The sequence below is a fragment of the Flavobacterium chungangense LMG 26729 genome, assembly GCF_000735715.2.
In the GTDB taxonomy this organism is placed as follows: Bacteria; Bacteroidota; Bacteroidia; order Flavobacteriales; family Flavobacteriaceae; genus Flavobacterium; species Flavobacterium chungangense.
Genome location: NZ_JASY01000001.1, coordinates 301,286 through 317,527, shown reverse-complemented (window position 1 = coordinate 317,527; position 16,242 = coordinate 301,286). Strand labels below are relative to the sequence as shown.

11 protein-coding genes are annotated in these 16,242 nt (G+C 32.4%); 1 reads left to right on the top strand and 10 read right to left on the bottom strand.

Annotated elements, in window-relative coordinates; all coding sequences use genetic code 11:
• Positions 1 to 65: 65 nt before the first annotated feature.
• From acs to JE46_RS01275, 9 genes are all read right to left on the bottom strand, one after another.
• On the bottom strand, positions 66 to 1,976 hold the full coding sequence (gene acs / locus JE46_RS01315) for an acetate--CoA ligase (RefSeq protein WP_031453448.1): 1,911 nt from the start codon (positions 1,974 to 1,976) through the stop codon (positions 66 to 68).
• Between the two features lie 480 nt (positions 1,977 to 2,456).
• A complete protein-coding gene (ilvC, locus tag JE46_RS01310; protein WP_031453447.1) occupies positions 2,457 to 3,926 on the bottom strand; it encodes a ketol-acid reductoisomerase in 1,470 nt (489 codons plus the stop codon).
• A gap of 47 nt (positions 3,927 to 3,973) precedes the next feature.
• Positions 3,974 to 4,498, bottom strand: coding sequence for an acetolactate synthase small subunit (gene ilvN / locus JE46_RS01305; RefSeq protein WP_031453446.1), 525 nt, complete (start codon positions 4,496 to 4,498; stop codon positions 3,974 to 3,976).
• Between the two features lie 5 nt (positions 4,499 to 4,503).
• A complete protein-coding gene (gene ilvB / locus JE46_RS01300) occupies positions 4,504 to 6,192 on the bottom strand; it encodes a biosynthetic-type acetolactate synthase large subunit (RefSeq protein ID WP_031453445.1) in 1,689 nt (562 codons plus the stop codon).
• Between the two features lie 56 nt (positions 6,193 to 6,248).
• The gene (locus tag JE46_RS01295; protein ID WP_031453444.1) at positions 6,249 to 7,316 is read right to left on the bottom strand and encodes a hypothetical protein; all 1,068 of its coding nucleotides are present in this window, start codon (positions 7,314 to 7,316) and stop codon (positions 6,249 to 6,251) included.
• Between the two features lie 5 nt (positions 7,317 to 7,321).
• Positions 7,322 to 8,962, bottom strand: coding sequence for a WG repeat-containing protein (locus JE46_RS01290; RefSeq protein ID WP_031453443.1), 1,641 nt, complete (start codon positions 8,960 to 8,962; stop codon positions 7,322 to 7,324).
• Positions 8,963 to 8,982: 20 nt separating this feature from the next.
• Complete coding sequence (gene ilvD, locus JE46_RS01285; protein WP_031453442.1) at positions 8,983 to 10,656, bottom strand: dihydroxy-acid dehydratase; 1,674 nt, start codon at positions 10,654 to 10,656, stop codon at positions 8,983 to 8,985.
• Between the two features lie 271 nt (positions 10,657 to 10,927).
• A complete protein-coding gene (gene leuB, locus JE46_RS01280; RefSeq protein ID WP_031453441.1) occupies positions 10,928 to 12,046 on the bottom strand; it encodes a 3-isopropylmalate dehydrogenase in 1,119 nt (372 codons plus the stop codon).
• Positions 12,047 to 12,088: 42 nt separating this feature from the next.
• Positions 12,089 to 13,264 carry a 2-isopropylmalate synthase gene (locus tag JE46_RS01275; protein ID WP_055726139.1) on the bottom strand — a complete coding sequence of 392 codons (1,176 nt, stop codon included), beginning with the start codon at positions 13,262 to 13,264 and terminating at the stop codon, positions 12,089 to 12,091.
• Between the two features lie 154 nt (positions 13,265 to 13,418).
• Here JE46_RS01275 and JE46_RS01270 point away from each other — a divergent pair, with 154 nt between their 5' ends.
• A complete protein-coding gene (locus JE46_RS01270; protein WP_031453439.1) occupies positions 13,419 to 14,963 on the top strand; it encodes a hypothetical protein in 1,545 nt (514 codons plus the stop codon).
• A gap of 324 nt (positions 14,964 to 15,287) precedes the next feature.
• Here JE46_RS01270 and JE46_RS01265 read toward each other — a convergent pair whose 3' ends face one another.
• Positions 15,288 to 16,088 (bottom strand): ABC transporter substrate-binding protein, encoded by an 801-nt coding sequence (locus JE46_RS01265; RefSeq protein WP_031453438.1) that lies wholly within the window; start codon positions 16,086 to 16,088, stop codon positions 15,288 to 15,290.
• Positions 16,089 to 16,242: the final 154 nt, after the last annotated feature.

The window sequence follows — 16,242 nt, the reverse complement described above, 5'->3', positions numbered from 1 at the left end:
TGATTGAAAGAAAAAAGCCAAATCTTTAAAAATTAAGATTTGGCTTTTTTAGTTTTTATAATTTATTACGAAATTCTTTCATTCATAATATCTTCAACAACTTCCGGATTTAACAAAGTAGAGGTGTCTCCAAAATTAGAAAAATCCCCTTCAGCTATTTTTCGTAAAATTCTACGCATAATTTTACCTGAACGAGTTTTTGGCAATCCTGATACAAACTGTATTTTATCTAATTTAGCAATTGGACCAATATGATCAGCAATATATTGATTAATCTCCTTCGCTAAATTTTCTTTGTTTCTAACTTCACCTGTTTCTTTTAAAATTACATAACCATATAAGGCATTCCCTTTTATTTCATGAGGAAAACCTACAATTGCAGATTCAGCAACTGCCGGATGCTCATTTATCGCATCTTCAATAGGTGCTGTTCCTAAATTATGCCCTGACACAATTACAACATCGTCTACTCTACCTGTAATTCTATAGTATCCAACTTCGTCTCTTAAAGCGCCATCACCTGTAAAATATTTACCCGGAAAAGCTGAGAAATATGTTTTTTTATAACGGTCGTGATCATTCCAGATTGTTCTGGCTATACCAGGCCAGGGAAACTTAATACATAAACTACCTACTACCTGATTACCTTCAATTTCATTACGTTTATCATCCATTAAAACCGGTTGAATACCTGGCAACGGCAAAGTTGCATAAGTTGGTTTGGTTGGCGTTACAAAAGCAATTGGCGAAATCATAATTCCACCTGTTTCTGTTTGCCACCATGTATCAACAACAGGACATCTTTTATCTCCAACGTGGTCATTAAACCAGTGCCAAGCTTCTTCATTAATTGGTTCTCCAACAGAACCGATAACTTTAAGTGATTTTAAAGGATATTTCTGGATATAATCTAAACTTTCCTTCGCTAATGAACGAATTGCAGTTGGTGCTGTATAAAACTGCGTGATTTTATGTTTTTCGATAATATCCCAAAAACGACTAAAGTCAGGATAAGATGGAACTCCTTCAAATATTACGGTTGTACCTCCATTCAATAATGGTCCGTATAAAATATATGAGTGTCCTGTAATCCATCCAATATCTGCAGTACACCAAAAAATATCATTTTCTTCGTGACTAAAAACATTCTTAAAAGTATAAGCTGTATAAACCATATATCCGGCTGTTGTATGAACCATTCCTTTTGGTTTTCCTGTAGAACCTGATGTATATAAAATAAATAATGGATCTTCTGCATCCATTATTTCTGCTACATTATAATCAAGAGCAGCATCTAATAATGGTTGCAACCAAATATCTCTGCCTTCCTGCATTTTTATTTCAGTTTCTGTTCTTTTCACAACCAAAACTTTAGAAACTGATGGACAGCTTTCTAATGCTTCATCAACAATACCTTTAAGATCGATTGTTTTATTTCCTCTGTAACCTCCGTCAGAAGTGATTACCATTTTACATTCACAATCATTGATTCTTGCAGAAACTGCTGAAGCCGAAAATCCGGCAAAAATAACCGAATGTATAGCACCTATTCTTGCACAAGCCAACACAGCTACAGCAAGTTCAGGAATCATTGGTAAATAAATACAAACTCTGTCTCCTTTTGCTACTCCTTGCTCACGCAATACATTTGCCATTTTGGAAACCCTTTCATATAGTTCATTATATGTAATATGTATTGCATCCTCAGAAGGATTATTTGGTTCAAAAATAATTGCCGTTTTTTCTCCTCTTTTACTTAAATGTCTGTCAATACAATTTTTTGTAATATTAACTTTGGCCTCAGTAAACCATTTTACCTCTGCATCAGCCATGTTAAAATCAACAACTTTTTCCCATTGCTGGTACCAAGTAAAATTTTCTTCTGCAATTTTACCCCAAAATTTTCTTGGTTCTCTTATTGACTTATTGTAATGTTTAAAATATTGTTCTAAATTTTCTATTTTATAATAACTCATAGTTGTTGTAATTTTTTTATAAATGTATTAAATAACAATGTATTCTTAAAATTATTTAATTTATAAATTTTATCAAAAAAATACTGATCACTAAAAAAAACATTAATTTTATTGTGTTTTTCCTAAATTTTAAACTTTTAATCAAATATTAACAATACAAAAAGGCATGATATTTCTAAATACCATGCCTTTTTAATTCTAACAATTTCAATAACAATTAATTTTGCCTGATCTTACTATTCTCTTTTTACTTTGAAAATAAAAGCAACATTAATCATAACAGAAACTTCTACAGTATATCTATAACAAAATATACCGAAATAATTAGGGATTACTTCACTTAACCTGAATGATTCAAAGTTAAGTGAATGTAACTGCGCCATATCTGTTATTATCTTAATAAGTGCTTACTAATTCAAAATATTATATAAAACCAAGATACAGTGCAAAATCCCAACACACAACGTGGTGCGTAATATATTATCCTATTTTTTTCATTGCAGTCATAGATTCTCTCAACCAAGCTCCCACTTCTTCGATAGGATGTTGACGAATTTCTTTGTTTACTGCTATCAGAACAGCATTGTCTACTCCATTTGAAGTTGAAAATGGTTTACCAATAATATTAGTTTCTACTTTTTTCATGAATTCAGTCAATAAAGGCTTACATGCATGATCAAATAAATAACAACCATATTCTGCAGTATCAGAAATTACACGGTTCATTTCGAATAGTTTCTTTCTTGCGATAGTATTAGCAATCAAAGGTAATTCGTGTAATGACTCATAATAAGCAGATTCTTCGATAATACCAGCTTCTGTCATAGTTTCGAAAGCTAATTCTACACCTGCTTTAACCATTGCAATCATTAATACTCCATTATCGAAATATTCCTGCTCTGAAATTGGAGCTTCTTGTGGAGCTGTTTTTTCGAAATTAGTTTCACCAGTTGCAGCTCTCCATTTCAATAAATTAACATCATCATTTGCCCAGTCAATCATCATAGTTCTTGAGAACTCTCCAGAAATAATATCATCCTGATGTTTTTGGAACAACGGACGCATAATATCTTTTAATTCATCTGCAAGCTCATAAGCTTCAATTTTAGCAGGATTAGAAAGACGATCCATCATATTTGTGATACCTCCGTGTTTCAATGCTTCAGTGATAGTTTCCCAACCGTATTGAATTAGTTTAGAAGCATATGCCGCGTCGATTCCTTTTTCAACCATTTTATCAAAACATAAAATAGAACCTGTTTGCAATAATCCGCAAAGGATAGTTTGCTCACCCATTAAATCTGATTTTACTTCAGCCACGAATGATGATTTTAGAACTCCTGCTCTGTGTCCTCCGGTAGCAACAGCATAAGCTTTAGCCTGATCTAAACCTAAACCGTTTGGATCGTTTTCAGGGTGAACAGCTATAAGTGTTGGCACACCAAAACCTCTTTTATATTCTTCACGCACTTCAGAACCCGGACACTTAGGAGCACACATAATTACTGTGATATCTTTACGAATCTGCATTCCTTCTTCTACGATATTAAAACCATGAGAATAAGCCAAAGTCGAACCGTTTTTCATTAATGGCATAATAGCAGTAACTACAGCTGTATGTTGCTTATCCGGAGTTAAGTTACAAACCAAATCAGCAGTTGGAATTAATTCTTCATAAGTACCTACTTTAAAACCATTTTCAGTAGCATTTTTAAAAGAAGCTCTTTTTTCAGCAATTGCATCTGCACGCAAAGCATAAGAAATATCCAAACCGGAATCTCTCATATTTAAACCCTGGTTTAAACCTTGCGCTCCGCAACCTACGATTACGACTTTTTTTCCTGCTAATGCATCTATTCCGTTTGCAAATTCAGATTGATCCATAAATTCGCAAACGCCTAATTGTTCTAATTGTAATCTAAGTGGTAATGTGTTGAAATAATTGGCCATTTTTTTAATATTTAATAAGTATGATGTTTAATTTGAAAATTGATAAACTATTTTAATTCTTCTAATAATAATGATGAAATCTCCATCTTTTCTTTTGACACAGAAATTCTTCCTGAACGCACGAATTGCATAATTCCGTAAGGTTTAAACTTCGCATATAATTCTTCTATTTCTGAGCGTCTTCCAGATTTTGAAATCACAAAGAAATCACGGGAAACAGTTACAATCGTTGACTGACTGTCTTTGATTATATTCTGAATTTGTTTTTCATCAAACAGCAAGCTTGAAGCTATTTTAAATAATGCATTTTCAAGATAAATTGTCTCTTCATCTGTATGATAAAATGCTTTTATAACTTCAATTTGTTTTTCGATTTGTCCAACAATATTCTTAACCCATTTCTCTGTTGTTTCAACTACAATAATAAATCTTGAAACATTTTCTATTTCTGATTCTGAAACGTTTAAACTTAATATATTAATATGCCGTTTTAAGAATATTCCTGATATTCTATTTAATAAGCCTACGTTATTTTCTGAGTATACCGATATGGTAAATGTTTTTTCTTCCATAATTTTTAACTTAATCTCATATCAGAAACCGAAGCTCCTGTTGGAATCATTGGAAATACGTTATTTTCTTTTTCTACCATAACTTCTAAGAAATAAGAATCTTTTGAAGCCAGCATCTCAGCGACTGCCGCATCTAAATCCTCTCTTTTCGTTACCTTTCTTGATTTGATATAATACCCTTCTGCAATAGCACAAAAATTTGGATTTACCATAACCGTAGAAGCGTATCTGTAATCAAAAAACAATTCCTGCCATTGGCGAACCATTCCTAGAAATTCATTGTTTAGTACTACAATTTTCACAGGAACCTTCGTTTGATGAATAGTACCTAATTCTTGTATGTTCATTTGAAAACCTCCGTCTCCAATTATAGCTACAACTTCCCTGTCTGGTCTTCCCATTTTGGCACCAATAGCTGCTGGTAAAGCAAACCCCATAGTTCCTAAACCTCCTGAAGTAACATTACTTTTTGTGGAATTGAATTTGGCATAACGACAGGCAAACATTTGATGCTGTCCTACATCCGATACCATTATTGCGTCACCTTTAGAGTGTTTATTAATCATTTCAATCGTTTCTCCCATCGAAATTCCTTTTCCATTCGTTGGTGTCAACTCTTCATCTATAACTGCTTCTAATTCAATTTTATATTTTTCTTTGAATTCATTATGCCATGAATCATGCGATTTTTTGTCAATTAATGGAATCAAAGCTGTTAATGCTTCTTTTAAATCAGCCAAAACAGCTACTTCTGTTTTTACATTTTTATCGATTTCAGCAGGATCAATTTCGAAGTGGATTACTTTGGCTTGTTTAGCATAAGTCGCTAAATTTCCTGTAACACGGTCATCAAAACGCATTCCCAATGCAATTAAAACATCACATTCATTGGTTAAAAGATTAGGCCCATAATTACCATGCATTCCTACCATACCTACATTTAAAGGATGATCTGTTGGCAAAGCTGAAAGTCCCAGAATTGTCCAGGCCGCAGGAATTCCTGATTTTTCAACTAATCTTTTCAATTGCTCTTCTGCCTGACTTAATATAACACCCTGACCAAAAATAATGTATGGTTTTTTGGCATTATTAATTATATCCGCTGCTGCTTCGACCTTTTTAATATTCAATACTGGTTTTGGATGATAACTTCTGATTCCAGTACATTTTCCATAACTAAAATCAAACTCATCGAATTGAGCATTTTTAGTAATATCAATCAAAACTGGCCCGGGACGCCCTGATCTTGCAATATAAAATGCTTTTGCAATAATTTCCGGAATTTCGTGAGCTTCTGTAATTTGGTAATTCCATTTGGTTACCGGAGTTGAGATTCCAATAATATCTGTTTCCTGAAAAGCATCAGAACCCAATAAATGTTTTCCAACCTGACCTGTAATACACACTAATGGTGTTGAATCGATTTGAGCATCAGCAATACCAGTTACTAAATTTGTTGCTCCTGGTCCTGAGGTTGCAATCGCTACACCTACTTTACCAGTCGCTCTGGCAAATCCTTGTGCTGCGTGAGCTGCACCTTGCTCGTGACGCACCAATACGTGGTGCAATTGATCCTGAAATTTATATAATTCGTCATAAACCGGCATTATGGCTCCTCCCGGATATCCATAAACCAAATCTACTCCTTCTGCTAATAAACATCTTATAACGGCTTCTGCCCCTGATATTTTCATTTTTTATTATTTTTATAAACAATTACTAGCATCTATAATACTAACTTGAATGTATATTAATTGAGCACGGGATTATGCTTAGATTTTAATGGTGAGTTTTTAAAATTTTCCAAGTCATAATTTGCATCTTCAATAATTCTTTTCCCATCTTTTTTATCATAATCATTAGCAATTAATCCCTCTCCTTCTTTAATTGCTTTTTCAGGCTGATCTAAATGAATGTAGATTCTTCCCAGATTATAATAAGCTGAATATCTAATCTTTTTACTAGATTTATCGTTTTCTGTATATTTTGTTTTAAGAGAATCAAAATATTCAATTAACGGATTCATCTCGGTCACAATTTCATCAATTGGAGCAGTTGCCGTCATTTTAGAAAAAATCACTTTAACAGCTTCCAAAGCTTCTTTTTGAATTGCTCCTTCTTCGTCCTTAGAGTCAATAATCCATAAATTATCGCTGTACGTTGTAGGCTCAAAACCGTACAATTTATTGACTTTATTGTTCGTTTGATAAGTCACTAAATCAACATAGTCTATAATATTCTTATTATAAAAATCTGTTTTTTGTGTTTTATACAAATCCTTGACGACTTCTGGATTCACATGTTCATTATTAGATTTATAGACATAATCTTTATCAAATGGATATACAGTTTCCTCGTCTTTTCCAGATTCATTTAATAATGCTTTTACCTTAACGATTGCAGAACCTTTTGCTTCAATTTTTGCGGTTACAAAATAATAGGTAGTTTTTACTACTACACCATTTTTGTCTTTAGATTCGTCAATTCTTGTTTCCAGTTTTGGTTCACCCAGAGTAAAACTTTTCAAAATTACTTCGACATCAACATTTGAAGTTCTCGGGCCTCTTTTCCAGCCATATAGATCAACTCTGTTTCTTAAAGCTATCACATTGGGATAATAAGAAGCAAAATCATTACCGACAACTGTTTCTGTACTAAAAACTCTTTTTTCAAATGCAACAAACTTTTTAGGCAAAATTTGATAATTTACATTAAACGAAAATTTATCTAAATCAACTTTTTGAGGTTTTACTTGTGCAAAAGATTTAAACGAAACAAAAAGTAACAAGAAATATTTTATTGTATTTTTTAAATTCATAAAATTTATTTTTTTAGAAATCTATTGTTTTTTTGAGATTCTGTTTGTTCTTTAGTTTCAGTTTTTACCGCCGCTTTTCTCGATGGATTGCTTATGTACATATAACGTTCACCAATCATTTTTCCATCAATATCAAAAGTTGTTTTTCCGTAGACAAAGGGATCACTTTCTTCATTTAATACCAGTAAATTATTATCTACTATAAAGTTGTACTCTTTATCAGTATCAAAAATTTTAAAATTTTCTAATACAGGTTTTCCATTATTATCAAATAAACTACAACCGAGTGAACTGCCAATTCTGTGATTTACCAAAAAAAGAAGTTTCTCCTGTTGTTTATCAATTTGAATTATTGCAAAACTTGGGTCTTTTAAAAAACTTGTTTTAGCAATTCCGTCTGTACTAAAAAGCGCACTACGTATAGATGGTTCATTATAACAATCACTATTTTCACATGTAGTTACCAGAAAGAAATTTTCACTTTTGTCATATCTATTTTGCTTTTTATTATCTGGCAAACCGAAAGACTGAGAATATATGCCAACTTTTACTAACTGCCCTTTTATGGTAGAAATAAATTTTGATTTATCAACATCATAAATCATTGAATCTCCATTACCTAAATGCAGCGTAATAAATCTGTCATTATAAATCTTAACTGCTTTAATATCTAATTTAGGATCAAAAAGCGTTTTCCCGTAATAGGCATTTTCAAATCTTTTGCCATTTATTTCTCCTGAATACAAAACTAGATATTTATCATTTTTCGCTCCGGCATACATAACGTAGGTCGCATTTTCTGATACTGGCAAAACCTCCTTAAGTGTTTTGTAATCAAGAATTCCTATCTTTTTATCTTTGTATACAACATAAAACTTTTCTAAATCAATACCTAATTCTTTTTTCTTTTCTTCTATAAAATCATATTTAAATGGAAGAATTTCTTTGTTTGTTTTTATATCTAATAATCCGTAATTCTTAGTGTCATAGGTAGCTACTATCCTGTTGTCATTTACCTTGAAATTCTGATCGAATGCAAACGTAGAACCATTAAAATCGTTTCTAACATATTTGAAAGGTTTTTGTAAAACAGCATTACCCAAAGTGTCAATGACCGTGTATTCATTTTCTGTAAAAACGATTGCCTGCCCCTGCTCGTTAAACTTTTTAATGTATTTATACTTTGGAGCAACTACAATTTTACCACAAGAATTGACCAGTCCTATTTGATTTTTGTCATAGAAAATTCTATGTAAACCGAATTCATCTGTATCATAAAATGAATAAAAATAATAATCCAAACTTTGAACAGATTTTGAATCGGTTATATCTCTCACTTTAACTTCTTTATAATCAACATGAGTCCATCCACCACCATCATTCCCGCCATGTACAGCAATTCCGGTAAAATATTTATTACAATTTAAAGTTCCGAGATACAATTCATTTCCTGTATAAGAACTGACTATTTCTCCATTTTGATCTGCAATTTTTACTTTATTAAAATCGTCTTTATCTCTTAAAATAGAATATCCATTTTTGACAGTTTCAACATTGTAAGACTTTTTAAACTTTTCGATTTTAGCATTTTGTGAAAAAACTAAAGCGGGCAAAAGTAACAGACCTATATTTTTTTTAATATTCATTTATCGTATTAAATTTTATGTTATTTGTCCGTAACACATCCCTCTGAGGCACTGGAGACCGAACGCATATATTTAAGTAAAACTCCTTGTTTGATCGGCGACTCTGGTCTTTTCCAATTGGCTTTACGATTTGCCAATTCTTCATCGGAAATTTTCATATCAATGGTGTTTTTCACAGCATCAATTGTAATCACATCTCCATTTTCTATCAATGCGATTCCACCACCTTCATAAGCTTCCGGAGTAACGTGACCTACCACGAAACCGTGCGAACCTCCGGAGAAACGTCCATCAGTAATTAATGCTACTGAATTTCCTAAACCAGCTCCCATAATGGCAGATGTTGGCTTTAGCATTTCAGACATACCAGGACCGCCTTTTGGACCACAATAACGAATAATTACCACGTTTCCAGGTTTAACTTCACCAGCCTGTATTCCTCTGATTACATCTTTTTCACCTTCAAAAACAACAGCTGTACCTTCAAAAAACTCACCTTCTTTGCCGCTAATTTTAGCTACGCAACCTTCTGTTGCTATGTTTCCGTATAGAATCTGAATATTTCCGGTTGATTTTAATGCTTTTGCTATTTCAAAAACTACTTGTTGTCCATCATGTAAGTCAGGAACAGAAGCTAAATTCTCTGCTATTGTTTTCCCTGTTACAGTTAAACAATCACCATGTAAAAAACCTTCTTTTAATAAATATTTCATTACTCCCGGAACACCACCAACATTGTGTAAATCTTCCATTAAGTATTTACCACTTGGTTTCAAGTCAGCTAATAATGGTGTTTTATCACTAATATCCTGGAAATCTTTTAATGTCAATTCAATACCTACTGAGTGCGCCATTGCAATTAAATGCATAACAGCATTTGTAGAACCACCTAAAACAGCTACCATCGTAATTGCATTTTCAAATGCTTTACGAGTCATGATATCTCTAGGTTTGATATCTTTTTCTAATAATATTCTGATAGCTTTACCTGCATCAACACACTCTTGTTTCTTTTCAGGACTTAAAGCAGGATTAGAAGAACTATAAGGTAAACTCATTCCTAACGCTTCAATTGCAGATGACATTGTATTCGCTGTGTACATTCCACCACAAGCACCTGCGCCCGGACAAGCATTTTGAATTACACCTTTGAAATCTTCCGGAGTAATTTTGTTACTTATTTTTTTACCTAAAGCTTCAAAAGCAGAAACTATATTCAAATCCTCACCTTTCCATTTCCCCGGATGGATGGATCCTCCATAAACCATAATAGAAGGACGATTTACTCTACCCATAGCCATTAAAGCTCCCGGCATATTTTTATCACAACCCGGAACAGCAATCATACCATCATACCATTGTGCACCCATTACAGTTTCAATAGAATCAGCAATAACATCGCGAGAAACTAAAGAAAAACGCATCCCGTCATTACCATTAGAAATACCATCACTAACACCAATAGTATTAAAAATCAAACCGACCAAATCAGCATCCCAGACCCCTTTCTTAATATCTTTAGCCAGGTCATTTAAGTGCATGTTACACGGGTTTCCGTCGTAGCCCATACTCACAATTCCTACCTGCGCTTTTTTAAGATCCTCTTCTGTCAAACCAATTCCGTAGAACATTGCTTGTGAAGCTGGTTGAGTTTCATCTTGCGTGATTGTTTTGCTGTACTTGTTTAATTCCATTTGTAATATTTGTATTTCTAATTTTATTCCTAAAAAAAACCTCCCAACTAAGTGGGAGGTTATAATATATATTTTTCAATTATATTTATACCATTCCCGATGCAGATGTGCTATACACATTGACAACAATGACAGAAGTAATAATAATTGAGATTTGCATCATTTATTTTTTTGATGCCACAAAAGTACAAAAACTAATAGGACAAAAAAAAATAAAATCTCAACATTTCAAACACTTGTTGTTAATTATTGCAACATTTAACAAAAAATATTAAACAATCGTAGATTGCCCGATATGAACGTTATCATTATTAAAATAGAGCAAATCATCTTTACTGAAAATAAAGTTTGACACAAACTCCCCTACTTCATTAGTTCCAAATTTTGAATCTGCTTTTAAATCTATTGTAACTACCTTAAATTCAATTGCCTTTTCAACTGCTTTATAAATTACATTTGCTTCTTTAAATAGTCCAAAATGCTCTAACAACATTGCTGCCGACAAAATAGAAGCTATTGGATTGGCAATATTTTTCCCTTTTACCTGAGGATACGAACCGTGAATTGGCTCAAAAAGCGCATTTTTTTCACCTAAAGAAGCCGAAGCTAACAAACCGATTGATCCTGTAATTACACTTGCTTCATCAGACAAAATATCTCCAAATAAATTTTCTGTCAAAATCACATCAAATTGTTTTGGATTTAAAATCAGTTGCATTGCCGCATTATCCACAAACAAAAAGTCCAGTATAACATCTTTATATTCTTCACCAACTTTCTGAACAACTTTTCTCCACAACCTTGAGGTTTCCAAAACGTTTGCTTTATCCACCATTGTTAACTTTTTACGACGGTTTTGCGCCGATTTAAAAGCAAGATGTGCAATTCTGGCAATTTCTTCTTCCGAATATTCACATAAATCCGAAGCATGTGTTCCTTCTTCATTTAATGTTTTTGCTCCAAAATAAGCACCGCCTGTTAATTCTCTGAAAATAGTAAAATCAGCTCCTTCTATAATTTCTCTTTTTAAAGGAGATGCGTCAATTAATGACTTATAAGGTTTAATTGGTCGGATGTTTGCAAACAACCCTAATTCTTTGCGTAGCTTCAACAACCCTTGCTCAGGACGAACTTTAGCATTTGGATTATTATCATATTTTGGATCACCAATAGCTCCAAACAAAACAGCATCAGTATTTAAACAAAGATTCAGTGTTTGTTCAGGAAGCGGTTTTCCTGTTTTATCAATAGCAATTGCTCCCATGAGAGCTTCTTCGAAAACAAATTCATGATTATACACTTCGCCAATTGCATACAACGCTTTTTTGGCTTGTGCAATTACCTCCGGCCCTATTCCGTCTCCTGGTAAAACTGCTATTTTCAAATTCATAATGCCTCGTTCTTTATGTATTTAAAATCTGTTTTTTCTAAATTAACTTCTAATTAAATCTCCCTGAATCTTGGAAGCTTCAATAATCTGATGAATATCTTCGTCTAAAACTTCTTTTTTAATATCTGCAAATTTTAAGAATTCAACATATACGATATCCAATTGCACTTTCGTAAGTTCATAACCTACTTTTTTAGCTCGGTATGCTAAAGCAGCTCTTCCGCTTCTTGCAGTCAAAATAATGGAAGACTCATTAACACCTACATCCAAAGGATCCATAATTTCGTAAGTAGCTCTGTTTTTGATCACACCATCCTGATGAATTCCAGAACTGTGAGCAAAAGCATTTGCTCCCACAATTGCCTTATTTGGCTGAACTATCATTCCCATACTTTCAGAAACCAAACGACTCATTTCGTTCAATTCTCTTGTATTGATATTTGTATCTAAATTTAAGTAAGGATGTTGTTTGAAAATCATCACTACCTCTTCAAGTGCTGTATTTCCTGCTCTCTCACCAATACCATTAATAGTACATTCTATTTGTCGTGCTCCATTTATAGCTCCTGAAATTGAATTTGCAGTAGCCATTCCTAAATCATTATGACAGTGGCAAGAAAGAATTACATTTTCTATTCCTTTAACGTTTTCTTTTAAGTATTTTATTTTTGCTCCGTATTCTTCAGGCAAACAATATCCTGTTGTATCCGGAATATTTAAAACGGTTGCACCTGATTTTATTACTTCTTCGCACACTTTAGCTAAAAAAGCATTATCAGTTCTACCAGCATCTTCTGCGTAGAATTCAACATCTTCAACATATGATTTTGCATGTGATACAGCATATTTTGCTCTGGCAATAATATCTTCCGGAGTAGTATTTAATTTATGGAGGATATGAGATTGTGAAGTTCCGATTCCGGTATGGATTCTAGGTTTCTTAGCATGCTTTAAGGCAGCTGCAGCAACATCAATGTCATTTTTTACGGCTCTTGTTAATCCGCAGACGGTTGCATTTTCTACAATTTTACAAATCTCAGAGACCGATAAAAAATCGCCCGGACTTGACACAGGAAAACCTGCTTCAATGATATCAACTCCCATTTTGTCTAGTCTTTCTGCAATAACCAATTTTTGATTGGTATCTAACTTACATCCTGGAACCTGTTCACCATCACGCAAAGTGGTGTCAAAAATTTGAACTTTCTCTCTATTCATATTCATTTATTTAATGTAATTTCACATCTTGAAACAAATATATATTGTACTTCTTCAGTATGAAATTCATTTTAATGAAATTATACTGTTCATAACGCAATTTATAACGAGTTAAACAATTAAAAATCAATAAGTTACATTATTATATTTTACAATGGCTAACCATCAAAAAGATTTCTTATTTGTACTGATTAAATCCCTTTCTAAATCCGAAAAAAGACAGTTTAAAATTTTTGCAAGCCGTTTAGAAACGAGTTCGAATACTAAATTCATTGAGTTATTTAATATTTTGGATAAGTCTGAAACTTACGATGAAAAGCTTATTCTTAAAAGTGGCATTATCAAAAAAGTTCAGTTATCTAATTTAAAATCATACTTATATAAACAGATTTTAGTTAGTATTCGCTTGAATATTCCGAGCCAGAATATTCGTTATCAATTGCGGGAACAAATTGATTTTGCTGTTATTCTATACAATAAAGGATTATACAAACAGAGCTTGAAAATCCTGGATAAAACTAAAATCACTGCACTTGAAAACGATGAAAAATTAATGGCTTATGAAATTGTTGAATTCGAAAAATTAATCGAATCCCAATATATTACACGAAGTATTCAGGGTCGTGCAGATGAATTGGTCATTCAGGCAAAGGAATTGAATTATCGAAATACAATCTCCAGTAAGTTATCTAATTTATCATTACAGCTTTATGGAATTATGTTGAAGACCGGTTATGTAAAAAGCGATGAGGAGTATAAATATATTGATGATTATTTCAATAAGCACATTTCTAAACTTGACGAAAGCAAGTTTGGTTTCCGTGAAAAATATTGGTTTTACAATGCCAATTTATGGAGAAGTTTTCTTGTTCAGGATTTTCTTGCCAGCTATAAATACGCATATAAATGGGTCAGGTTGTTTTATGATAATCCAAATATGATTTACCAAAATCCGGTATTTTTTCTTAAGGGAAATCATTACTTTTTAGAATCGCTTTATATGCTGAAATATAAATCGAATTTTAAGAAATACCTAACGCTTTTAGAAGAGACAATTAATGATGATAAATTTCCTGCAAACGATAACATCGCATCACTATCATTTCTGTATGTATATAATAATAAATTAAACTATCATATTCTTGAAGGTACATTTGCCGAAAGCGAATATTTGATTCCTGAAATTTTAGAGAAAATAAAAATTCACAACGAACATCTTGATGAACATCATGAAATGTTATTTTATTACAAAATTGCATCTATCTATTTTGGAAATGAAAAATACAACGATTCGATTTACTATTTAGATAAAATCATCAATAATAAAAACCTGACAATGCGCGAAGATTTGATGTGTTTTGCAAGACTCCTGTCCTTAATAGCACATTATGAATTAGGCAAGGATTACTATCTGGAGAATCACCTCAAAAGCACCTATAAGTTTTTACTAAAAATGAATGACCTGCATGAAGTTCAGAAGGAAATTATTAAATTCATGAGAAACCTTAATAATTTCTATCCAGCCGATATTAAAAGGGAATTTATCAAAATGCGGGAACGTTTTATTGAATTAGAAAAAAACACGTATGAAAAAAGAGCTTTTCTGTATTTGGATATAATATCATGGCTGGAAAGCAAAATTGAAAACAGAAAAATTGCTGATATTATTAAAGAAAAGGCAAAACTTAGCAGCCGTTAACAGTTTTAAAAATCTTAACTTATGTCCAACAAAGTAATAACAAAACCTTAACAGCAAAAGAAAGATATATGTCAGACATTTGTAATGTAATAAACTGGTTATTTATTATTTTGGTTTTGGTTAGTTAAATGATGCCGGCGTCTTCGAGATGCCGGCATTCTTTTTTTATATCTATATGGTTTATTTTGTTTCATGTTTGAAGTTGCTTTACTTTGCACTATTTAACCACAAAGCACGCAAAGCTGTGTGATATAAACTTTGCGTGCTTTGTAGTTAAATTTACACTCCAACAACTTGAAACATGAAACAAAGAAAAACTTTAAACTAATTTTTCAATCTTTCCTGAAGCAATTTAAAATATAGAAAAGCCTTTAATAACCGGCTTCCGTGCCAGGAAAACATCTCACCATCAACAAAAATAGTTTTGGCATGATGAGTGAAGCGCCCTATTTCAAAAGCATCTTCTTCTTTGAAAGGATATGGTTCTGAGGAAAGAAATACAACATCCGGATCACCTTCCAGTCGCATTTTTTTAAGTTCTATTTCGGGATAACGTCCTTTATCTTCGTAGATATTATTAAAATGATTTAACTTTAATAGCTCATTTATATAAGTATCATTACCGGCAACCATATAAGGATCTTTCCAAATAAAATATGCTGCTTTTTTAATAGAAATATCCTGGACATATTTTTTGAAATCCCTTAAAGCGAAAGCCAATTTATCATTCCACTTTTGAGCTTCGGTCCTGCAATTAAAAAGCTGCCCAAAATCTGAAATCATTTGGAAATTATCTTCAACAGAAACAATATTTGTAACCCAAACAGGACATATTTTGCTTAATTGGTTTACAATTTCTTCTGTGTTTTCTTCTTTATTGCAAATGATAATATCTGGCTCTAATAATTTTATTTTCTCTAAATGGATTTTTTTAGTTCCGCCAACGATTTTCTTAGTTGCTTTTAAATGATAGGGATGAACGCAAAATTTAGTTATTCCTGTAATTTTTTCTTCCAAACCTAAATCATACAACAATTCTGTTTGGGATGGTACTAACGAAATAATGCGTTTTGGGTGTGTTTCAAAAGAATGCAACGTACCAATTTGATCTCTGAGTTGTTTCATTTGATTTGTTTCTGATTAGTATTTTTACCACAGAGATTCGCAAAGTTTTTTTAGAGAGATTATCATATTTAAAGTTGACAAAGCTTTTTATAAAACAATTTTAAAATTATCTTAGTATAACTTTGTGAATCTCTGTGGCAGAATTATGTTCAAA

What these genes read in the sequence shown, in the direction of transcription:
- JE46_RS01290 (WP_031453443.1), bottom strand. Translation starts at nt 8,962, where the DNA reads ATGAATATTAAAAAAAATATAGGTCTGTTACTTTTGCCCGCTTTAGTT.
- leuB (WP_031453441.1), bottom strand. Translation starts at nt 12,046, where the DNA reads ATGAATTTGAAAATAGCAGTTTTACCAGGAGACGGAATAGGGCCGGAG.
- JE46_RS01295 (WP_031453444.1), bottom strand. Translation starts at nt 7,316, where the DNA reads ATGAATTTAAAAAATACAATAAAATATTTCTTGTTACTTTTTGTTTCG.
- JE46_RS01275 (WP_055726139.1), bottom strand. Translation starts at nt 13,264, where the DNA reads ATGAATAGAGAGAAAGTTCAAATTTTTGACACCACTTTGCGTGATGGT.
- JE46_RS01265 (WP_031453438.1), bottom strand. Translation starts at nt 16,088, where the DNA reads ATGAAACAACTCAGAGATCAAATTGGTACGTTGCATTCTTTTGAAACA.
- acs (WP_031453448.1), bottom strand. Translation starts at nt 1,976, where the DNA reads ATGAGTTATTATAAAATAGAAAATTTAGAACAATATTTTAAACATTAC.
- ilvD (WP_031453442.1), bottom strand. Translation starts at nt 10,656, where the DNA reads ATGGAATTAAACAAGTACAGCAAAACAATCACGCAAGATGAAACTCAA.
- ilvB (WP_031453445.1), bottom strand. Translation starts at nt 6,192, where the DNA reads ATGAAAATATCAGGGGCAGAAGCCGTTATAAGATGTTTATTAGCAGAA.
- ilvC (WP_031453447.1), bottom strand. Translation starts at nt 3,926, where the DNA reads ATGGCCAATTATTTCAACACATTACCACTTAGATTACAATTAGAACAA.
- ilvN (WP_031453446.1), bottom strand. Translation starts at nt 4,498, where the DNA reads ATGGAAGAAAAAACATTTACCATATCGGTATACTCAGAAAATAACGTA.
- JE46_RS01270 (WP_031453439.1), top strand. Translation starts at nt 13,419, where the DNA reads ATGGCTAACCATCAAAAAGATTTCTTATTTGTACTGATTAAATCCCTT.